Annotated in this window: 13 protein-coding genes; 2 read left to right on the top strand and 11 right to left on the bottom strand. The window is 50.0% G+C overall.

Going from position 1 to position 23,519, the window contains the following annotated elements; genetic code table 11:
- Window positions 1–344 precede the first annotated feature (344 nt).
- Window positions 345–2,912, top strand: a complete 2,568-nt coding sequence (gene secD / locus AAC086_RS03305; protein ID WP_339775252.1) for a protein translocase subunit SecD — start codon at window positions 345–347, stop codon at window positions 2,910–2,912.
- Between the two features lie 506 nt (window positions 2,913–3,418).
- On the opposite strand, the gene AAC086_RS03310 is transcribed toward secD, so the two are convergent.
- From AAC086_RS03310 to AAC086_RS03360, 11 genes are all read right to left on the bottom strand, one after another.
- Window positions 3,419–4,765: a hypothetical protein gene (locus AAC086_RS03310; RefSeq protein WP_339775254.1), complete on the bottom strand. Its 1,347-nt coding sequence runs from the start codon at window positions 4,763–4,765 to the stop codon at window positions 3,419–3,421.
- Between the two features lie 6 nt (window positions 4,766–4,771).
- Window positions 4,772–6,643: a serine protease gene (locus tag AAC086_RS03315; protein WP_339775257.1), complete on the bottom strand. Its 1,872-nt coding sequence runs from the start codon at window positions 6,641–6,643 to the stop codon at window positions 4,772–4,774.
- Window positions 6,644–6,675: 32 nt separating this feature from the next.
- Window positions 6,676–7,833 (bottom strand): SH3 domain-containing protein, encoded by a 1,158-nt coding sequence (locus AAC086_RS03320; protein ID WP_339775259.1) that lies wholly within the window; start codon window positions 7,831–7,833, stop codon window positions 6,676–6,678.
- Between the two features lie 19 nt (window positions 7,834–7,852).
- The gene (locus tag AAC086_RS03325) at window positions 7,853–9,781 is read right to left on the bottom strand and encodes an SUMF1/EgtB/PvdO family nonheme iron enzyme (protein ID WP_339775261.1); all 1,929 of its coding nucleotides are present in this window, start codon (window positions 9,779–9,781) and stop codon (window positions 7,853–7,855) included.
- On the bottom strand, window positions 9,774–11,006 hold the full coding sequence (locus AAC086_RS03330) for an FtsX-like permease family protein (protein WP_339775264.1): 1,233 nt from the start codon (window positions 11,004–11,006) through the stop codon (window positions 9,774–9,776). The genes AAC086_RS03325 and AAC086_RS03330 overlap by 8 nt, the downstream gene beginning before the upstream one ends.
- The gene (locus AAC086_RS03335; protein WP_339775266.1) at window positions 10,999–11,745 is read right to left on the bottom strand and encodes an ABC transporter ATP-binding protein; all 747 of its coding nucleotides are present in this window, start codon (window positions 11,743–11,745) and stop codon (window positions 10,999–11,001) included. Before AAC086_RS03335 ends, AAC086_RS03330 begins: the two co-directional genes overlap by 8 nt.
- A gap of 6 nt (window positions 11,746–11,751) precedes the next feature.
- On the bottom strand, window positions 11,752–13,908 hold the full coding sequence (locus AAC086_RS03340; RefSeq protein WP_339775268.1) for a vWA domain-containing protein: 2,157 nt from the start codon (window positions 13,906–13,908) through the stop codon (window positions 11,752–11,754).
- Between the two features lie 7 nt (window positions 13,909–13,915).
- Window positions 13,916–14,920 carry a hypothetical protein gene (locus tag AAC086_RS03345; RefSeq protein ID WP_339775271.1) on the bottom strand — a complete coding sequence of 335 codons (1,005 nt, stop codon included), beginning with the start codon at window positions 14,918–14,920 and terminating at the stop codon, window positions 13,916–13,918.
- Window positions 14,921–14,923: 3 nt separating this feature from the next.
- Window positions 14,924–17,659: a virulence factor SrfC family protein gene (locus tag AAC086_RS03350; protein WP_339775272.1), complete on the bottom strand. Its 2,736-nt coding sequence runs from the start codon at window positions 17,657–17,659 to the stop codon at window positions 14,924–14,926.
- A 19-nt stretch (window positions 17,660–17,678) separates the two neighbouring features.
- Window positions 17,679–20,753, bottom strand: coding sequence for a virulence factor SrfB (locus AAC086_RS03355; protein ID WP_339775273.1), 3,075 nt, complete (start codon window positions 20,751–20,753; stop codon window positions 17,679–17,681).
- Window positions 20,754–21,502: 749 nt separating this feature from the next.
- The gene (locus AAC086_RS03360) at window positions 21,503–21,811 is read right to left on the bottom strand and encodes a hypothetical protein (protein ID WP_339775276.1); all 309 of its coding nucleotides are present in this window, start codon (window positions 21,809–21,811) and stop codon (window positions 21,503–21,505) included.
- A gap of 116 nt (window positions 21,812–21,927) precedes the next feature.
- Here AAC086_RS03360 and AAC086_RS03365 point away from each other — a divergent pair, with 116 nt between their 5' ends.
- The gene (locus tag AAC086_RS03365) at window positions 21,928–23,517 is read left to right on the top strand and encodes an ABC transporter substrate-binding protein (protein WP_339775279.1); all 1,590 of its coding nucleotides are present in this window, start codon (window positions 21,928–21,930) and stop codon (window positions 23,515–23,517) included.
- Window positions 23,518–23,519 lie beyond the last annotated feature (2 nt).

Below are 23,519 nucleotides of genomic sequence, written 5' to 3' on the forward strand. Positions count from 1 at the left end.
AACAGGGTGTCATTCCTTCAAGTAGCGATTTATCTTTAATCGCCTCTCGAAATGAATCCTTCAAAAAACTACCCGGTTCATCTGATGGTCTTTTCGGATTGGGCGCTCAGGGTGCCAATATTCCAAATCCCTTCTCCGGATTTACACGGCATCAATTGCGCGAGGGGAATTCCTTCGTCGCCACCCGCACAATCGTTCCTTACGCACCAAGATCTCCACCAACCCGCACCTGATCTCCAATCAAAAATTGTTCCGTCCCGACAGGCGGACGATAAACTTTAATAATAATGGATAAGGACACACCGGCCATAAGCGGCGGTGCGGCTATCCGGAGTTCATGTGACATGCGTGTTTCTTCATGGCGCGTGGCGATTTATGCCCTGATTCTTATCATGGGCTTCGTCACTGCTTTGCCAAACCTTTTTTCTTCTGATCAACTGGCTAAATGGCCATCTTTCCTGCCCGGCAAACAGCTTTCTCTGGGCCTCGATCTGCGTGGAGGCTCTCAGCTGGTGCTGGAAATCGATACCGCATCGATGATCCGCGAGCGTCTCGACACCACACTCAAAGAAGCTGCAGAAACCTTACATGCGGCCAATATTGCGATCCAGAATATTCGGCGCAAGGATCAGACAATCATCATTTCGCTACAGGACATTAACCAACTCGCATCCGCAAAGCAGGCTCTTGCCGGGTTGACCGGCAACATGGTCAAAGCACCCGGGAACAAACCGGCAGCAGAGTTTGTAACCTCGACCTCTGATGATCAGGCACTTCACATAACCTTGTCTGACAACGGTATTCGCAATCGCATTGATGCCAGCGCCCAGCAGAGCCTGGAGATCATTCGCAGCCGCATCGACCAGATCGGTATTGCAGAGCCAACCATTCAAAGGGTTGGTGCTGATCGGGTGCTCGTACAACTGCCTGGCGTGCAAAACCCTGCGCAGGTGCGGCAAGTGCTCGGCAGTACCGCCAAGCTCCGCTTTTATCTGGTTGATGAAGCAGCCCTGGCCAGTCGCACTGTCCCGTCCGGTATGATGACGCTGGCAGGGAAAGACGGCCACCAATATGATGTTGAACGAAGCCCCGTACTGACGGGTGAGCATCTCACCGACGCGCATGCCGGTTTCGATCCGCAAACCCAGAGACCAGTCGTCAATTTCCGTTTCGACACATCCGGGGCGAAGCGACTGGCCGAGATAACCCGCAAAAATATAGGTCACGAACTTGCCATCGTTCTCGACAATGAAGTTTTAAGCGCCCCTGTCATTCAAAGCGCCATCACGGGTGGTTCGGGGCAGATCAGCGGCAATTTTTCTGTGGCCGATACGGTAACGCTTTCCGCCTTGTTACGCGCGGGCTCCCTTCCTGCACCAATGACTGTTATTGAAGAAAGAACCGTAGGGTCCGATCTTGGCGCGGATGCGATCCATATGGGGCTTTATACCGGTATTGTTGGCTTTGCTCTGGTGGTGATCCTCATGGTGTTGCTGTATGGGCGCTGGGGTCTGATCGCAAATCTGGCGCTGGGCTTGAACATCATGCTGACCGTTGGTGTTCTTAGTGTATTGGGGGTCACTCTGACACTGCCAGGGATCGCCGGGATTATCCTTGGTATTGGCGTTGCCGTTGATGCCAATGTCCTGATCAATGAACGCATTCGCGAGGAAACGAAAAAGGGCCTTTCAGGCTTTATGGCGCTTGATGCCGGGTTCAAGCGTGCATACGCCACAATTATTGATTCAAACATCACAACACTGATTGCAACGACATTGCTGTTTGAATTCGGATCTGGACCGGTCCGCGGGTTCGCGATCACGATGAGCCTTGGCATCCTGATTTCAATGTTTACCGCCGTGGCCGTCGTCCGGGTCATCATGACTGAAATCGTCTTGCGCAACCGCATAAAGACATTGGTGATCGAACCTGTGTTCCCCTTTATGCCCGGCAAAACCAACATTTCATTCATGAAGGCCCGCTTTTTTGGCATTGGTGCATCCTTGTTACTCTCAGCAATTTCGGTCGGCCTTTTCATCAAGCCGGGTTTGAATTATGGCGTCGATTTCAAAGGGGGCATCCAGATGGAAATCGCGCCCGGAACCGACAAAACCGGCGCGATAGAGCTGGGTCTTCCGACCTTGCGCAACGGACTGTCTCAACTGGGATTGGGCGATATAAGCCTGCAAAACATAGATAAGGACGGCCATATTCTGATCCGGATCCCCCGCCAGTCAGGCGGAGAAAAAGCACAGACGACAGCCGTAGACGCGGTTAAAACAACCGTGCAGGCCCTTGGCTCCGACGTTACGTTTTCAAGCACCCAGGTGGTCGGGCCGAAAGTTAGCGGTGAACTGGCAACGTCAGGTGCCACTGCCGTCATTCTCGCTGGCCTGGCCATGCTGGTTTACATCTGGTGGCGTTTTGAATGGCCCTTTGCTGTCGGTGCGATCGTCACTCTCGTTCTTGACCTCACAAAAACGATCGGCTTTTTCGCCATCACGGGACTGGATTTCAACCTCACCGCTATTGCCGCGCTACTGACGCTGATCGGTTACTCTGTCAATGACAAGGTGGTGGTCTATGACCGAATGCGCGAAAATTTGCGTCTGTTTCGTAAAAAGCCGATGCGCGAAATTATCGACATGTCAATCAACCAATCATTGGCACGGTGCATTTTCACATCCCTGACGACGTTGCTATCAATCTTGCCAATGGCTATTTCTGGCGGCATTGCAGTCAAAAGTTTCGCCGTCCCAATGGTCTTTGGCGTGGTTATTGCCACAACTTCCTCAATCTTTATCGCTGCGCCAATATTGTTGTTTCTTGATAGCTGGCGACAGAAATTGCGGGAAAAACATCTGTCATTGTCGGAAATCTCGCCGGAAAAAGCTATTTCAGACAGAACATAAAGGATGTTCTAAAAAGGCAGACAGCCTGGTTCGGGCTGTCTGCCCTTATCCCGATGAACAAAACAACATCCTAACCCCGATGCAGCGGTTTTTCTGTGTACCGGGATCATGTCGCAAATATCTCTCGCGACGCCAATGATCGGTCGCCTTTGCAGCATGAACCTGACAAATACGTTTTGTGCAAAACTGGCTCTGAAACCCGGCTTCAATCGACAATCACGGTAAACGTTGAGGCATAAACGGCAAAATTCAGTTCATGTCTCTTGCGAGAAACCAAAACATGTCAGATTTGATCCGGTCCTTCGCAAATGGTTCCGCGACCCCGGAAGGATCACGGCTATCAGTCTGTCAAGTTCGGCGCTTGCCGATCTGAGAACAATAGAAATCGGCGAACATACCGCGAAAGTGCTTGAACCTCGGCCCGGCACCGGGTCTTTATCCGGACACTTATCGCAGCCCTTCCACCTGCGCAGCATTAAAAACGTCAAATCCGACAGGTTGCTAGCCTATTCAAGCTCAAAAGAAGTAACAAATATCTTTTCTTTCAACCTGTCCTTTGACACGCGTCCTTCTGTTACAGTACTTTCACCATCGATGGTCGTCGTGATCGTAAAATCGGTCGGATCAATATCGGCGTCGACGGCACGACTATTGAAGTAAATAACATAGACCTTGTATACACCGCGCGGTGCCGCATCGAGTTGGTCCCATTTGATATTTTCGATGGGCGTGTCGGTTTGACTTCTACCGGCATTTTTATCAATATCAAGATAGCCGCCGCTTCCCGACTGTTTGTGCTGGAAATAGATCAATTCTCCGGTTGGATCTTCAACCAAAAGGTCGAGATCGTGTCGATTATTCCAAACCAAAGAAATATTCACGGCACCGACAAATGATCCTTCCTGGGCAAGGCGATCTTCGGCACTTGGCTCTGCGGTCGGATTATTTTCAATGGGCGGACTATTGTCGGCAGTCGGATCATCGATAGTGCAGGCTTGTATCTCGTTTGCGAGGCGCAATTTCAATTCAGAAATTTCCTCACGTAAAGACTGTTCCGTCTCCGGAGCCCCTCGCCCAATTGAGGGCATCCCGATAGATGGCAGACCAAACCCACCTCCCATCATGGGCGGAATGCCAACCGCGCCACAACCGCGGAAGAACAACAGTAAAAGCAACAATAACAAAAGCATCATCAAAAGAGGCCAAAGACGACCCCAATTCCACTTCCGATGCGCGGGATCGGTCTGGTTCTCTGGTCTCGATATCGCCGGTTCCGCAACGGCTGGTGCTGGTGACCGACATTCCTCCGCGTCGTCTTCAATCGGGGGCTCCTTTCGGGCATCTTTCTTAAGCTCAGTATCATCTGTCTGTATCGGCGAAGATTTCCCCACAGCACTAAGAACATGAAATTTTTCTTGTGCGACGGCTTCTGAGCACCCCCAGCAACATAGCAAAACCTTATCGTCGGCGACATAGGTATGATCGATACCGATGCCTTCTATACAGCCGCGCAGAAGCTGAACCTCATTATGTTCTTTATTCCCCGTTTCCGCCTCAAGACGATCGGCAAGCACCGACACTGCCTCAATGAACTGTCCGACCTGTTCATTGACAGCCTGCCTTTCGGAGGCATCCAAAGAAGCAAAGGGTTCATAATTTAGTTTAGAACGACTGAACCATTGAATTTCTCCCCGTGCCCGGCTTGTTTTTGGCTCCGCAAGTTCGATCCCCGCCATATTCACATTATTACGTTTAAGCAACGCGAGAAGATGGGGAGAGAGTCGATGCAAATTTTGCCCGTGCACCCGCAAGGGTGTAAATTCAGAGAGCTTAGTTTTCAGGATTAAATCCATATTCTTTTACTCCCCGGCCACCAAACGACATGGCCCATCTACAGCCTCAAAGCTGGCACCGTGTTGTCGAAGAAAATCCTGCAGATCTGCGCCAGAAATTGAAAATAATCCCCGTCTGCCAGATTGGGCATCCTGCCCGACAAACGTATTAACGCCAACGACTTCACCACACGCATTCATCAAAGGCCCACCGCTGTTGCCCTGCGAGATATCAGCCGAATGAATAACAATGTCTGGCTTATTCACGTGTTTTTGCACAACGCTTACCTCTCCGGTCGTAAAAACCATCTCAGGGGCGCTGTTACGATCCCCGCCAATCAAACGCTTTAGCGCCGGGTCACCTTGGGTCAAAAAGGCCGGATAACCTGCAGCAACGACACGCATAAGTTTATCAACCTTATTGCTAACCGGTAATGGAACGCCGGTTGACTGACTGCTTAATTTCAACAGGGCAAAATCCGAATTACCGATTTCGGCGTCGGGTGACATGGCAACAATTTTTGCCTTTTGAACATTCCCCAGCCATTCACTCGTCACGAACGCAAAAGAGTCACGGCTTCGTTCAACGACATGCCGGTTAGTAACTATTAGCTCCGGACTGATAAAAAATCCTGTCCCCATACTCGCACTACCGTCCCTCGAGGCACTAAGAATGAGGACAATCGACTTTTCGGCAGCCTTTGCGAGTTCAGTCATACTTTTAGGTTGTGCAGAAGAAATGTCATGATTGTCATCACCGCTTTGAATTTTTTGAGGTGCCTCGGCCGGTTCTTCGGCATGGGCTTCATCAGCTGCCTCACTCTGCAATCCAGTCGCGGCATCAGCCAGGGTAGGCCCCCCCGCACCATCAAGCGATGGCGTTATGATCTCAGGATTACTCAAAGCGTTCTGTTCCAGATAACCCTGCGCTTCCGGCGCACAAGGGTCCTGGACCATTTCCAAAAGACGATCTCTTTCGGCTTTTAACGCGTCAAGCATGGACGAATTTCGCCCCTGAGCCCACCAGGAATGCCCCCAAAAATGCCACCACAACACAAAAAACAGAAAAAACAGCAAAAGAGCGGCGACAATCCAGCCGCCCCAAAACCACAAGCGATCTCTCCAAAACTGTTGAGGCTCGACAGTTACTTGAGGTTTCCGTTGTATCGCTTCTCCTTCCGGTGGAGAATACGGCTCGGCAGTTACATTCTCTCTGGTTTGAACTGTATTTCGGCCGTCTCCTTCCCGAAATTCGAGCCTATCTTCCTCAGATAGGTCCTCAGGCGCATCGTCTTGAGTAGAATTATCGGCAACCGCAGGTATCAACTCCGTGCCTTGGCTATCAAGCACCTGTTCTGCTGTCTCGGATGGCGCGTCGATTTGGATCGTCTCAGTCAACAGAGCCAAATCCGGCTGGCTTAATAAATCCCGCCAAAATTCATTAATACTTTGGAACGGATGATCCGCATCGATAATTTCTGGATTATTCAATGCCCAATTGATCAAGACAGGCTTACGCCCAACGACCATGATCGAATCATGTGCACCAAGCTGGAGCATTCCCGCCAAAATATTTCCAATCTCGGCATGACGGCACAATTCAGCACATTTGCCAATTTGGACCATCAGATCAGCAATGATATTTTCGCGAAAATCCGGTTCCAGATGGTTAAGCTTTTTAATGGCCCCCTGCGCCTGCGTGTACCAGGTTACGCTATCAATCTTTCCCGACGGCTGACGTCTATAGACAGGTTCTGCAAAAAGATCCGCCAGCTCAGGTGCAATATCAAGCAATACACTGCGAACAAAGGCATGTTGCGCTAGCAATGCTCCGTCGATTCCCAAAACGGGGAACCAGTTGGAGGTATCTGTTACAGTAAGGAAATTCAGGCGGGCCATTAAAACTATCCGCTGTTAAGGGGCGCCAACAATCAGGCTTGGGCGCGCTGTTGACCGTTTGGCCCAAGCAAAAGCAAATCAAGCCCGCCGACCAATCCAATGTCGTCAATTTCTGCCGCCAACTGCTTATATCGGGTCTCGCTGACGGCTGCGACCTCGGCCTGGGCAACAACGGCCTGTTCGTGCGGGTTCATCCCCGTCGTTGTTCCAACCAAAACCGGGTCCTGAAGGCCTTGCGTTTGTTGCAAAGGTCTCTCTGCGACAGTAACCGGATCTTTCACCCCCTCGACCTTGTTGCTGGTCAGACGAGATCCATGGACAAAGGCCCTTTGGTCTTTAAAAGAAATTTCGTACCATTCCGGCGCATCCTTAGCACGACCAATAACTTCGACTTTCTGATTTTTACGCAAGGATCCTAAGACGCTGCTGCTCGTTGATGATCCGGACCGGACATTGGTATTGCCAAGAGCATAAAGTGTTTCAGTCACAGCATCAGACTCAACTGCGCCAGGTTTTCTATCCTCGGGCGGGATCCAGGTCGGAACAGCACTGGTGTTTACCACCATTGATTTTTCCACTTGACGGGTTTGTGCTTCGGCCGACGCATAGGCATCCAGTCGTTTTTCAGAATCATCCAGAATTCCCTGAATAAGTTTCTGATCAATCGCCATTTGTTCTCGAATCTTTTTAAGCTCAGATGTCGCCTGCTCTTTGGTCAGATAATTGGCTTCAAGACCATTTCGCACCCTTTGAAGCTGTGCAAAACGGCAATCCGTCAGCTTCTTCACAACACCGGTTGTTTGCGACAAACGCAACTTGTCGGTCGATGTATCACTGTTGATCTCCTGAAGAATTTGCTGTTGGCTTAAACCTTTTTGCTGCTTGCCTTGCAGATAACCGGCGGCAAGTCCGGTAAGCAGGCCGACGCCCGCCCCAACCAGGACGCCTCCCGTCCTGTTTTTTTTACCCCCCAATAATGCACCAGCGATCCCCCCGACAAGCGCACCAACAACGGCACCCGTCACCAGTGATTCATTGAACTTCTTTTCAATGGATACCAATGGCTGGCGCTCTGCATAGCATGCATCGGTCTTGTCATCGTATTTCCCCATCGTGCCAGGTGTGACGCAGCCCGAAAGCAGCGACGTTGACACCATCAGCACGAGAATACGTTTTGACACAACATTCATGACCTATCCCCTCATTTTACTATAGGTATTGTTCCAGGTGGTGGAGCCTCTCAAGGCGCCTTTCCCTTACAGAATCAATTTCATTAAGCCATCCATCGACCGAAGCCGGAGACAACGTTCCCGCCGACTTTCGTAAACTCGCAATGTGATTCTCAGCTAGCTCGACAAACTGCTTAAACACGACAATTTGGGCTTGCTTCAGTTCTGAACGTACACTGCTGACGGCGTCTTTAACGCCGTCTTCCGGTTCTTTTGCGAACTTCTGAATATTGGACACGTAAAAATTAAAAGCGTTATCCAAGGCTCCGTTCATAACTTCATACTTGCCAAGCTGCTCGGTAAGCTTTTCCGAAACCTTTGCCCGAAGCGTCGCATCCATTTCGGCAACCTTGTATTTATCAACAAATTCGTTGAGTTGACGTACTGAAGAATAAAGGTTTCGGCCCATTAAAAAGACGTTGTAAGCCGTCAAAACCGATGCCTTAAACCGTTCTCGACGTTCCAGCCGCGCCTTCTCATTAAGTTCCACATTGCTTTTCTCTAACGCGACCTTGATCTCGGCAAGGCTACCGGCAAGGTCTTGCTGTTCGACCTGCCCTTTCTCAAGGGCTTCACGCAATTCCGAAAGTCGATTATCGGCGACTTGACGATTGTCATCAGCACTGTTTGAGATTGTTGCTTTTGCTGAAATCAACGCATCAGCAAGCGGCTGGTTTAATACACCATTGCCCCAGCGATTATTGCTGTTTGCACCATACGTAAAAACAGGAACAGCAAGTACAAGTCGAAAACCGGTTGTCTTGGGTTTTAGTTCACCCTCGGACTGGAAAAATGGGACTTCACGTCTTTGTCCGACCCTGACCTGAGCTTCTCGGCTCAGGTAATTCCCACCCTTGACAATATAGCCACCAGCCTGCCCATGGACCCGATCAGGCCGGATCAACCGGAACATGTCATAAACAATTTCATCAACATTGCCGACAGTGTCGTAAATCCCCAAAAGATTTGGCGCGCGTAGACCTGCAGCCTTGGGTTTTTGAAGAATTTGTGTTCCTGATCCGGAATATATAGCAACTTCTCGCGCAGTTCCGGCGCGAACAGTATTCTTGCGTGGGTCGTGAATGGCATAGATACCGGAATTTGCCCCTTCTTCCAGAACACCGCCCCGCGCAGCAAATTCCCATTCCGCCTCCGTGGGCAAACGAAGATAAGATGTAGATCCTTGTTCCCACGGGAGTTGAGGTTTTATACCCTTCTTGATTTTCTCTTTGTCGCGCAGCAGCAGCCAGTTTGTGTAATCGCGCGAGAAAGCAACAGCGTCAAACCAGCTAATGCCCTGTGCAGGAACAATCTTGTTAACCTTAAGCTTGGATATATTTTCATTATAACTTTGACAGGCATTCACTGAAACCGTCGGATCGGAAGCCATAAGCCCGTTGCGCCACAAATCTGCCTGATGGTCCAGAACTTCGTATTTGCCGATGTAATACGATCGTCCATCCAGACCACGATAAGCGTTATCTTTGCCTGTCGGATGCTTGCCGTGGTTCATGGACAAGCCGCCCGCCAAAAAGCCCTTGCGTTGCTGGCTGATCAATTCATCGGTGCTGTCCGACCCGGCATTGTTCAACAGATTGCCAAGTGAAATTTCGGCATGATCAAGGACACTATTGACCGGCACTGTAACACGCCTAAAGACCATTTTGCGTTCGCAGGGCATATCAAGAATGATCTGTTCTGGCAGTTCCTGATTTTCGGCCACCTCACCGCATATTGAACCAGCTTGCCCATTGCCAACTTTTTCTGCCCTGTAGAAAGCAGGGTCATCATACATGCACCAAGGAGAGTCAGCCGCAATTGCGACATGCGGAATAAAGGCGATGCCACTGCTAACAATCAGCAAAGTCATGACATGATCAAATCGAAATATGTTCTTAAAGTTAATCATTGCGCACTCCTTCAGCAGGCATCACTGATGCGGCGCTAAAACCGCCAACAACAGAAACCAAACCGCCAAGGCAAACAGATGCACCGACAGCTATCAGGTAGTGGTGAGGCAACAGCAAACACAGCACCTCGCCTGATTGCAAACCTGTAGCGAAGTTGCGATTGATGATTTCCGACGCCAGAAAATAAAGTATGATCGCCAAAACACTTCCGCCGACCGTGGTCAGGATAGATTGTAAAATCGGCAACATTGCCACATCGAGATCAGAGAATCCCAATAACTTCAAAATGCTGATATCTTTTTGCTTTCTTGCGACGGAGGCAATTACACTAACGATCATCGCTAACGCATAACCGAACAATGCCAGGGAACTGATGATCAAAAACAGGGCCGTCAAATTGCGGTCGAAGGTTCGAACCATTTCAATGCGGTCAAGCTGGGTTTTGGTCTCGATGCCTCGACTTGCCATCTCGGCACGCAAGGCCTCTACATCATCCATGGTTGCAGCAAAGAGCCTAAAACTGGCATAGGAACGCACAAAGCCGTCCCGGGCCAATCCTTCCCAGTTCATGGAAGGAACGGCAAAACCTTCGCGGTAATCTTCTGCTGCCAGCAATAAATCAAGCGATACCAACAAAAGCTTTCGCTGGGTCGTGCTGAGCGGCAAAATACCTTGAACGACCAAATCAAGGCGCACTGCTTCACGCTTTTTATTTGCAACCCTTACGATTTTTCCCGTCACATGGTCGTCGACCTGAACATTAAGCTGCGCGGCAAGTGCAGCAGACAGATAGACGTTATTTCCGGAAGGCCCATCGCTTTGCTCAGTTGGCAAAAGTGGATCGCCCCGCGTGGAAGGAACCATTTCAGAGCGTACTGCAAACTGATTGGTGTTTTTAGCCGAGCTAAGATCCAGCGTTGCTGAAAGAAAACGTGTGTTAGGGATCAGGAAAGAAGCACCAGGAAGATTTGAAAATGCGTCCAGATCTTCTACCCTGTACTCTCCCTGCCCAAGGATCTTGATCTCACGTATCGCCGGATCATTGTTAAGGTTCTCAACCATCGTTGAGACGACCCCGAATTTGAGTCCGTATAATACAAGAACAGGTGCCAATACAGCCGCCAGCCCCAGGATTGAACAACTGGAAAGCCGGACATCGTGGATGTAATCTCGAACCGCAACACCGGAAATTTGCCATAAACTGCGAAGAGAAAAATTATGCATAGCTCTCCTCTTCGTGCGCATAACGGATCGAACTTACGACTTGCCCTGCATTGGCTTGCGGCACCAGTTCTATTTCCGTTATTGCCAGTTCCCGTATCGCATCGCGATCATGCGAAACCAGAATAAGCGTCTTTCCCTGCGAGCGGACAAGGTCAACAAACAATCGCATAACGCTGGCAGCGTTGTGAGGATCAAGTGCTGCAGTTGGTTCATCGGCGATAATTACGGATGGCCCGTGCGCAATCGCACGCGCAATTGCAACACGCTGACGTTCGCCAACAGACAACTGGCCTGGCTTTTTGCCGCAACATCCGCCGATTTTCAGCACTGAAACCAGATCACGTATGTGGTTTCGATCATATCGCCCCGTCAAACGACACGGCAGTTCAATATTTTGCAATGCCGTCAAAGACGGAATTAATCCGCCGATCTGGGGAACATACCCAATAAAGTCACGACGCAACCGCGCCAGAAAATCAGATTTCTGGCTAAGCTTGGCGGAAATATCCGCAACATCAGAGCAAACGTCTGGAGAAAACCGGAACAGATCAGCGCAATGATGCCCCAGCAAAAAGGCGAGAATGTCAACCAACGTGCTTTTGCCGCAGCCACTGGGTCCCACGAAAGCGACAAGCTCACCCCGCTTGATATCCAACTTGTCAATTTTGAGCACAAATTCGCTTTCTGCGCTTTGGCGACGAAATATCAGGTTTCTAAGTTGATAAACACACCCCATCATCCCGTCCTACGGCAACGCGTAAAGCGGAACAGGATAAGCAGCCTGCCCGGAATCCTCGCTTCCGAAATCAACCCAGCGATCCGTATCATCGTTCATTTGCTGATACATCGTCAGTTTAAGTTCAAGTTCGTCGATAAACTCCAATTGCCCGGTCATGCCCCAATTCAACCAATCATCCTGCGTTAGTTGCAGCACTTTACTTCGATAAGGAAGCTGGCTTAGATAGGTTGGCAACAAGCCACTTTCAGCAAGATTATCAAAAGCGCCATCATTCCGGTTTGGATCATTGGATGTTGTTGCCGAAAGACTTTGCAACAGGCCAAAAAAATTACCGGGATCAAGCTCGGCAGCGCGTGCTTGATCAACAATTTCACGTAAACTTTGGGCTAAGCTGTTCAGTTGGTTACGGCTAAGGAAAACATTCACGCTTAGCGCTGCCAATTGCGGGTTTGGCAAATTGCGATCCGATGTCCAGGCCCGATAAAATGGCGGCAGCTGTTCGCCGTCTCGCGCCCCGATATATTCTATCTGGGCGCGGAAAATCTCGTTTACAGCCATTCGGCCCATATCAGTTTGCGGAGCCTCAGGCGGTTGGTTTTCCGCATTGTCGGCTTCTGGCGGTGCCGGTGCATTGTCAAAATTGTCAAGGAACGGGTCTTGCTGCTCTAAAAGGTCATCGAGTTGATCCGGGGTAACCGTTTGCCCCTGGTTCGCTTGCCGAAGACTTACACGCACCTGATTTGCAAAATCACCAACAAAACTGGAAAAAGTATTTAACTCGCCACGATCAACGCCAACATATTTGTTCACATTGACGTCACCAGTTGTCCCAAGACTGCGATATTGGCTTTCAGCCAACGGCACATTTCCGGCACTTTCCGCCTTATCCGTGCGCAAATGCATCGGAAAAATTGCAATACTTTTGGCCGCCGCCATTTCGCGAATATTGTCCATCGCCATATTGCGATGCGCAGCATGTGGATCGGTTCCGACGCGCGCGCCGGCATCACTGATCAGAACAATCAAACGACCGGCGTAGGGTCCCCAATCCATATTATTAATGGCTTCATACAAACCGGCAACCGCATCCTCGTTCCAGCCCTCGGTGGACACTTTGGCGGCCTTGACCTTTCGAATATTCTCTAGCACAGCTTCACGCGGGGCTTGGGGATCCAGTTTCTGGAAAACCTTGGTTACATATCCGATTTGATTGTTATAGGACACATCGTCGCGATAACCGACAATCCCGAAGGATGCCTTTTCAATGGTCCCGTCCTGAGCAAGTTGGTCATAAACCGCATTTACCGCGTCGTAGGTACGCTCGATATATGGGCCCATAGATTGAGTGGTATCGATAACAAAAACGATCCCCATTTTGAAATCACTAAGATCTCCGGAAGGTTCGTTTCCGGCCCCAGGCAGTGCAGGTTCACCCGCACCGGCACCCGGTTGCGCGGCCATTTCGCCACCCGCACCATTTCCAGCACCGCCGGTCGCCGTCTGCGCGTTCAGACCTGCAACCTGAACCATGGTAATTTCGCTACCATTTTCATACTCGCCTGGCGCCCAATCGAGAATAGGCATCAGATACGGTTGTGAAGATGCATCAATGGCAGCTTGCGGCTCCATGGCCGCAAGCAACCCACGGTCGGGACGGCCTTCCGCGATATCAGTATAAAGCTCTTCGAAACGCTCTTGGGGAATCTCGGCTGTAATGCTCCGCTCCAAGCCTTCTTTCTCATTAAAGAACAGAACACGTTTCCGCTGTCCCCGCGGAGAAAACTGCATCACCAGCATACTTTTCCATGCTTCCGTGAAACTGGTTTTCAGCCAACCGTCTCCGCCGCCGACAGGTTCCCGGCCGATTTCAAGCCAGCCTTCGCCGTCGATCTGCTTTTCACCATAGATATATCGAACCGAGAACACTGGTAGCGTGCTGAATTCAGCAGAATGCTCTTCTCCCGGCTGTTCCTGAATTTTTGCTTCTGGCAAGATCAAAACCCGACGATAAAGTTCCGGTGCATCAGGAACTTTGAGCGCTTCCATGGCTTTTAAGGCACCAGTCGGCACAACGGAAATCAGGAACACAAACGAGGCCACCACCAAAATCTTGCGAACGGCCTTGGAGAAGAGTGACTTACTGGTCCGGATTATCATATTCATTCCCCACCTAATTCCCGATTGCCATCATCTGTGTAAGCTGTTGTGCTTTTTCATCGCCGGTTGTGGCAAGATCGCTGGCCCATGCCTTCAAACGATTTACAGCCTCGGCGGTACGTTCCGGCTCAAAATGCCTGGCCTTGACATAATAAGAATAGGCCTTGCCACCATCCTTATTAAGACCATCATGAGATACATTTACAGTTGGATCATAGATCTCAGCCAATGCGAGATATGCTCTCCCCACACCTTGCTCACCGGCACGACGAAAAAGACTCATAGCGGCACCGGTTTCCCCGTCCGATAAATACTCCTGCCCTTTTTCGTACACTTTGTCTGGTGTCGGATTTGTGGCTAAGAATGCAGAAAGCTGGTTATTGATATTCTTCGGTTCAGATGTTCGATCGCCCCCCGATAAAATGTACCATCCAGCACCGGTCGCAGCGATGAAAACAAGCAGTACAGCGATGCTCAGCGCAATGAGCCTGACGTTACCGCGTTTCTGTGTATTCTCCGGTGCTTCTTCACCAACCACTCCTGCACTATCGGCAACACCCGGCGACACAATTTTTTCATCACCCGTTCCCGTTTTCGGGCCGGTAAGCGGCGTATTGGGCGCGGTTTTTTCAATGGTCCGGTCTCTGTCAAATGCCCCGGCGGCTTCTTTCTTTGGGCGATAAATTGGGATGCGTTGCCATGCAAGAACGCCGACGGAGGCCTCAGACGATGATGCTGAAAACAGCCTCAGGCGATAGCCACCCGTTGACATAAACTGTACGATTTGTGGCCCAAGCTCAAAAACCAGGCCCTTTTGAACCTGTTCTACAACGTCGATGCCATGGCTTGCTTCCACAGTTTGCCAACCCTTCTGGCCAAGAAACGGTTCGTTATGTCCGGGCCGCTCAAGAACAACCCTCAAGCCATTCTGGGAATCTAGCGGACAATTGTGTGCCGTCACGGTTACCACCCCCGGCACACCCCGCTTCGGTACAGCTGAAAGTTTAATTTCTGACATGATTTACGCCGCCACACCTTTGCTGCAGGATCTCATTTGCGCGATAACACGCCCCAAACGTTCATTATCTTCGCTGTCACCAGCAATCCCCGCATCAATTCTGGCATTATCGCGAATGGTTGCTTGCACGGCCTGGCTCCAATCAACAAATCGGGTCCGATATGAATCGGTGAACCTCTCGGGAAGCGTCTCGGCACCGACCTTTTGCATCGGTTTGAAAATATGGATTTGCCGATCACCCAGATCTCGAATAATGCTACCTTCCTCGGCGAACACGCCACCATAGCCAAGCGTCGCAACATATTCGTTGAACATCCCGCAGACAGGCGCGACCTGTTTCCAGCGATAGCTTTCCTGCTGTTCTGCTTTATGTTGCTGAGCGTCACGGACCAGCTCTGCCAATTGGGCAAACAGTCCACGGCCATGGGCAGCCTTCATGAACTCCCGTGCAATCGTCCGGACCGTCTCCGCCTCCAGTCCGAAATAGTGCAGTGCGTTCACATTATCCGCGAACTCAAACATTTTGCTGGTCCAGGCAGCTTCCAAATCAACGACAAACTTCGCTGCAAGGTCCTGTGGTTGCGGGATGCTGTCCTGTTTTAGTTCTACCTCGTCCGCACCCGTATCGGTACCTTCATTGGCAAAATCACCCAGTCCGAGCATTTCATCAATGTCGTCACCGCCGGTATAAACATGAACGTTACCCGTTGTATCGTCCTGCTGTTTAGCTGTTCCAGTAATGACACTTGTAGCCAGATGCTCGCTTCCCAGGAAAACCTCATAAGATTCTTCCTCGGAGATGCGAATAATATTGAGGAATTCCCCCATTTTCTGCTGTTTAAGCACGATAGCCAACGAACGCAGAACCTGAACAGCCTCGGCAGTTTTCTTCTTGGTTAAAACTGCCAAATCGCTATCGACATAATATGGACCGAGAAGACCTAAAAGTTGCGATATAGCATGCTCAATATTTTGCCGTATCTGGTTGCGTTTGAGATCTGGATTACAGATTGGACGAATATGTTCGATCAAATACGAAATACCGCCGTCATTGACTTCCATTGCTGCATTAAAAGCCCGGGCAGGGTCCCTGAAATACTTTTTGACCTCATCGCATTTAAGATATCCGTCGAAAATCTCCTCGACAAACGCCTTTTCATCTTCTCTTACACCGCGCTCAACAATGGGATCCGTCGATATATAGTCAAACAGCCCTTGTTGAAGAAAATAAGGATTACGAACCCAAAAAACATTATTGAACGGCTGACCGGGTGTCCATTCATTAACCCAACGGGTATTGGGTGATTTCTGGGAAAATGCCTTAATAAGCGAATAATCCATTCGTGTTTTCCAACGTGAATTATCTGTTCCTTTTCCTGCTGCCTTGACAAAACCGGTATCAAACTTCGTCATAATGAAAAAAAGTGACGTTTGTCTTCCTGCTCGGTCCTCAGGGCTTCTGCCGTGGGTTTTAGATATCCACTCCTCGACCGTAATCGGAACTTCTGCAACTTCCTGGTTTGAATCACCGACACACAACAGCATGCTCGTTAGTTCTTGCTCATCGCAATAGCGATCAAACAGATAGGCAACCTTGCCGCGTAAATAGATACCCGCGACTTTCTCAGGCTTTTCCAGTTCCTGTGGATTATTTTCATTCGGGCTACGTGTTCTTGCGCCAGGAAAATCCAGCAAATCCGTATAATCAAAGAAATCATGTGGCTGATATTCCATGAAAATAACCAGCTCTGCAATCAAAGCACCGAGTTGCGCGCGCGAAACCTCAACAGTTTGTCCTGAAGCCATACGAACACAAATGCCATCGTCGCCATCAGAGTTCACAAGCCCTTCCAAGGCGGAAACATTTATAATGCTTTTTGCTGTATCGCGGGACCATTCCGAGCCTTCGGTACGAAACAGAGCTTCCGGCGCACAGAAAACCTCTGTTGCGTGACCGATCCGATCTAAAGCATCCGTCAGCACCGCATAAATACGATTGAAGATCGGCATATTCTGCCAAAGGAGAGCGAAAAGGATCGCACGACTCTCCTTGCTCAAATGCGGGACAAGGCCTGCACTTCGATCCCAAAACCCGATACGCTTGAGCGCCTGAAAATACGGGCTTCGGATCAATTTTTGATTGCAGTATTCTTCAAGATCGTAAACGTCTTCGATTTTAAGCGGTGAAACGCCGACAGGCGCAGTATCCAGCTCCGTCAGTGTCTTTAAAACGGTTTCCTCGAAATCACATGTGTCGATTTCGTCTTCATGACGGATATCAAACACGAAAGAGTTCGACAAAATCTTTACAATATCGAGCTCACTTAGCAATGCGGCCTTGATCGGAAAATCATTAGTCGCATTAGGGGCGCGATCCATAGTAAAACGAGTCACCAGACCGGTTGACTCCCCTCCCCCTTCGGGATTGATATGTTTGATAAAATCGACGGTATTATTGCCGTACCGCGCCAAAAGCGGATTATCGGCATTCCGTGCGAGGGTCGAAATCAAATAGGATTTCCCTGCCTGACTGGCACCGTATACCCCAACGCACATTTTGCGATCTGCCGCCTTCGCCAGTTTCCCGACATGTACAACCGACTTGCGCAATTCCTTTACCAAACCGGCGTTATTAGCAGCACTCTCGTTTGTCGTATTTTCAACCCAGGAGAGCGCATGCGAAACAGCGTCTCTAACGATCTCGCAATCATGCTTAAGGTGCTTGTTTTCGGTCTGCATACTCAGATCGCTCTTTTGCTCAGTTGATGTTCGGAATGTTGAGAATGCCCGTGTCGAGCCAATAACCGTTCTCGTCGAGCATCGTTCTCAATTGCAAATTCAAAGTCGATGGATGAACCATGTCCCCTGTGCTGGTCTCGATGCTTTCAACCCGAAAAACTCCCTCGTCCGGAAGTTCCTGCTGAAAGGCGCCATCTTCGCCCTCTGGCTGTCGCGTATATGAAATCTCGACCTTGAACGGCAATTTATCGGCGAGATCTTCCGAAGAGGTCTGATCCGAATACGTCAAGGCAAAAAACGGCGTTGCCGTCCAGCGCTCAAGCGGGAGTTGACGAAATCCGATACGCGTCGGCCCCAAATAATCAATCGTTGCCGACTTTTCTTCGTCTTTGTCTTTTTCTAGATCCATGCCTTCAAACAGTAATGTTTCGTTGGCAATTTTACCATTCTGATCGAGCAAACCAATAAATCTAGCCGTTGAGCGCGGCTTAAGGTTACTGGTTCGCATGTTGAAATTGCTCAGATGCCCGTTCGACAGCAAACACAGCATCGCCCCAACAGAAACAGCCGTTTTAGGATCGCGAATACGCCCGCCACTACTCCAATAGGGGTACCATTTACCAACGCGATACTCGCTTAGCGGATACACACGATCCGGTGCCACAGGAGCAAAATTCAAAACAGTCGCCTGAACTGCCGGAAGTGCAGAAGGCCGCCCCGAAAGCACCAGCAAGTCACAATCAAAACTTCCAATGATCTCGCACAGATCCATAATCACAGGACTAATCGCAGACTTGATCGTAGCGAAGACATCCGCCAAATCAACATCAAAGCTCAGATCACGAATGGTAAAACCTTTGCCGCCAGCACGACGTACATTCTCGTCGATGAATTCAATGGCATCTGCACCGGGAACCTGTTGATGCCGAAATACATCGGCATAAGATACGGTTTTGATCACATCGCCCTGACGCAAGTCACACTCTTCGCTCAACTTCAAAATGTGCAGCCCGAACGCAACTGTGACCTGATTGACAAACTGCCGCCTTTTACGACGATAGCTTTCTGATTGATCGGCCACATCCCGGCCAACCGCAATCGTCAAAAAATCTTCCGGAAAAGGAATTCCGACCTCGCGCAGGCGCTGCCCGAGCGGCACAATGAAGTGCCGTTCGATCACCTTTTTAAGCACATCGTCGCCCGCAGTATTAAATCCCTCCCGGAAATCAATATGCGGCTCAAGCCGATGAATAGGGCCCCGGTGATCTTTGCATTCGTATGTCGTAATAATTAAGTCGCTTGTACCGCCGCCGATGTCGATACTCGCAACACGCAGAGTCTTCGCACCTTCATACCCCTTACGCATTTTACCGCGAAGGTCGAAATACTGTGTGACATCCCCCGCAAATTTTTCAGCCACCTCGTTATACAGAAACACAATCTGAGTGCTCGTTGCTTCATCCCAGTCGACAACGACGGCAGGCGGCTCACGAAAATCAATTACAGCACTTGATGTTGCAGCAAGTTCTTCAAGTTTGTCATGCCATCCCATGGCTTTCCAAAGGGTCGATACCGCGTAGGATGCCCATCGCCTGAAAATATTGCGCTCAGCAATTGGCATTGCTGCTGGTACCGTAATAATAAGTCTGCGCAGACGACGCGGAATATCAGGGTTAAGGCGTGATGCACGCTGCGCCGGGGAATTAATATTCACCAAGGCTTGCAACAACACCTCGGAAAGCATGAACATCATCAGAGAGCTGCGAGAAAAATGCGGGTTGGTTACCGGAAACTCCGACTGCCCGCGCGTGATCGGCTTGCGCTGAAGAACTCTGTCCTCGACATGATCGATCGGCGTTCCACGATCATTCACACAAAGCGCAAACGCGCCGGTATTTACCGGCTCTTCAATATTCTCCGGGTGCTCGGGGTCCGGGCAAAAACGCCATTGCTGACGCCAGGATTTCTCGTCCCAAAGATACCGTTTGGGACTGGACATTGACGTAAGTCCTTCTTCCTGTCGAGACAGTGTCGCCAGTCGCTCAGCTTCTGGCCCGACCCGCACAAGAGATGGCCACTCAAACGGGTCCGTTTCACGCTGGCTCGCGTAAGAAAGATCTTCAGGATCGCCAAATTTGCATTTTGCAAAACAGACATTAGAGCTAAACGGTTCCGTATAGCGTTGTTCTGGCTGGGTCAGGTCACGCAACTCAAGCACATAGGAGTTGCCCAATGACGGCCCGCCCTGCTCGTTGCGTTCAATCAGCATCCCGCATGTGCGGGAATTTCCGACATCAAGCACAAGATCAACCTCCACAGGACTGGTTCCCTGGGCTGTATTGATCAACCGAACCCGGGGGATAGCGTCCGTCGCGGCCAAAACATCAATGAACGTTATATATCTGGCAATATATTCAACCTTATATTCACGTTCTTCAAGGCGCACTTTCCTGTTCGGATTTTTACTCTTAAGGAAGGAAACAAAAAGATCCTGCAGCCAGTGATCGACCCATTCTTCTCCAACGAACCAGGCATACTGCGCAACCTCGCAGGCTAGAGCCATTTCTGCACAATCAATCACGTCCGCGCGCGTAATTGCAGGTGTAACACCGTCATCTCGCGGGTTTTCAAGCTTTGGATCAAAGACAATGGTCAAAACGTGTGTATTGCCGTCAATATCACTTTCGGGCAGCGCAACAATTCGCATCCGCGACCAGTTTGACAACCCTTTAAGCATCGGCTGGACAACATCATCCCCGGATGGCTCAGTACGCAGGAAAGGCGCAGGCACCCATTTATCAAGGAATGGCTCCAACGCTTTTTCGACATTTAACGAATAAAATGGTGCGATTTTTTTCCCATTGCGCGGATCCGTCGCTTGCTCATGGATCTGCCTGTCCAGGTAATCGCCCGTTTCTTTGTCCTGAAGCAGTGCCTTTAAAATATATCGCTGACTATCATTATTGAAATATTCCCAAAACTCACTCTGTACCTTGCGCGGAAGCGCGTTCAGATTCAAAGGAATATCGAGAAACTGCAAAGGTCCATCAGGAACGATGGAAACAGTATTTTTAAACTTTGTGTACCAAACCATCACTTAAACCGCTGCAAGATGTCGCTTCAATCAGAATGACTTTTACATCGGGAAAAGCACAGTGGCCCCGCGGAGTATACGAATCCATGAAAGTCCCCCAATCGAATTTCAGACATCTGTCCCCAAATTATAAACCATGTCTGCCAGTTACGCGCCACCGTAATCGAAAATCCCCAATTTCTATCGTCGAAAGCCTGCGCGAACCTAAGTTCCTATACTTGTTCTCCTAACCGCGACACAACCATTAGGCCATATAGTAGCTCTCTAAACATTGAATTTACAACCAGTTTTACCCTTAACAGGTTGTAAAAATCCAACCATCTTTAAGAGCCAACTTTAAAAGTTCACAGTGTCTCAAGACACCTTCCGAGTTGCACACGGCCTGATTTTAAGACGATCTATTGCGCCAAACGACAAGGTCACCATCTCGCAACGGGTCACTCGATTTGCAAATAACAACTACCAGCTTCTGGCCTGAGACAGATCGACAAGCCAATCAAACTGCTATTTCCCTGCTAACGCGGGCTTGTTTCAACATTGATGCCAACAAGCAAACACGACAAGGCGACATATCCCACCAGTTGGCTCAACTCTCTGTAACAATTATTTCGTTAACGTTCCCGTCACGCGACATAAGGCAGCCGTTCCGTTTCGCCGCTGTTTTTGATTCGCTTAAATTTTCATTCCCGCCCAGCGCGAATTAATTTGATGTCAAAGTATATTTTGGCACTATGCCACCCATCATTCGCTCAATAAATATTTTTATAAAACAACGATTTACCATAAAAACAACCAATAACCTTCACCCCTTGGGTTGTCAGGAGCGACGATGTCGTGCAACCTTGGCAATCGCTATCTAAACGTGGTGTAACGTTTATACCGCTGTGGAGGGGTGGAACAATTTGCGGTGCGCGACGTTGCAGCGTTGCCTGAACCGCAAAACTTGCATCTGTCCTGGAAACATCCGGCACAATTTTACCGGTATCAAGCAGACCATTTAAGGGGGATGCGACCACATAACCATTTCGGGTTACACGGCCCGTTTCCAATCCTGCCATGGGCGGGTGTCGGGGCCGCCAAATGACCATACCCAGAAGGGTTCGGCCCCAAAACAAAACAATAAGGGTCGCGCCAACCGGACCACTATATTTTAAACACAAAAAGGAAATCGGGGATGACTGACCTTCTTAAACATTTGACGGACCGCGTGAAAACATGCGGCCTGAACCGACGCGAATTTATCGCCAGTTCAATGGCTGCCGGTCTGACACTTGCAGCTGCCACCAGCCTGTATTCCAAAACAGCCAAAGCCGCCGAACCCAAACAGGGCGGGCACCTCAAACTGGGCCTTCAGGGCGGCGCTGCCACCGACATCCTGGACCCGGCAAAATCACAATCGCAATTCACCTTTGTTCTGGGCCGCAACTGGGGCGACACGCTGGTTGAAAGTCACCCGCACGACGGCACCGCTGTTCCGGCACTGGCTGAATCCTGGGAATCATCGCCCGACGCCTCAACCTGGACCTTCACCATTCGTAAGGGCGTTGAGTTCCACAATGGCAAGGAACTGACCATTGATGACGTGGTTAAAACCCTGCATCGCCATACCGACGAAAAATCGGAATCCGGTGCCCTTGGTATTTTGAAGTCCATCACCGACATCAAAGCCGATGGCGACAAACTGGTTGTTTCCCTGACCGAAGGCAATGCCGACCTGCCCCTGCTTTTAACGGACTATCACCTCATCATTCAGCCAGATGGCGGCAGTGATGATCCCAATGCGGCAATTGGCACCGGGCCTTATAAACTTAAAACCTATGATGCCGGAGTCCGCGCCACCTTTGAAAAGAACGACAGCGACTGGCGTTCGGATCGCGGTTATGTCGATTCAATCGAAATGATCGTCATGAACGATGCAACCGCCCGTGTTGCTGCCCTGTCATCGGGCCAGGTGCATTATATCAACCGTGTTGACCCAAAAACCGTCAGCTTGCTGAAACGCGCGCCGAGTGTTGATATTTTGCAAACATCGGGTCGCGGTCACTATGTCTTCATCATGCATTGCGACACCGCCCCGTTTGACAATAACGACCTGCGCCTGGCCCTTAAATACGCCATGGACCGTGAAACCATGGTTGAAAAAATCCTTGGCGGGTACGGCAAGGTCGGCAATGACTTTCCGATCAACGAAACCTATGCCTTGTTCCCCGAAGGCATTGAACAGCGTAAATACGACCCTGATAAAGCCAAATTCCATTACAAAAAATCTGGCCATGACGGATCGGTTCTGCTGCGCACATCCGATGTTGCCTTTCCCGGCGCTGTCGATGCCGCTGTGCTGTATCAGGAAAGTGCGAAAAAAGCTGGCATCAATATCGAAATCAAACGTGAACCGGGTGATGGTTACTGGTCCAATGTCTGGAACGTACAGCCGTTTAGCACATCTTACTGGGGGGGGCGCCCGACCCAGGACCAGATGTATTCAACCGCCTATCTGTCAACTGCAGACTGGAACGACACCCGTTTCAAACGCGAAGATTTCGACAAACTTTTGCTGACCGCCCGGGCCGAACTGGACCAGGCGAAACGCAAGGAAATGTATCGCGACATGGCCATGATGGTGCGTGATGAAGGCGGTTTGATCCTGCCGATGTTCAACGATTTTGTGAATGCATCGACCAACAAGGTCAAAGGTTATGTTCACGATATCGGCAACGACATGTCCAACGGCTATGTCGCAACCCGCGTCTGGCTCGAAAGCTGATG

Origin of the sequence: uncultured Thalassospira sp., assembly GCF_963976115.1 — a bacterium.
Classification (GTDB): Bacteria; Pseudomonadota; Alphaproteobacteria; order Rhodospirillales; family Thalassospiraceae; genus Thalassospira.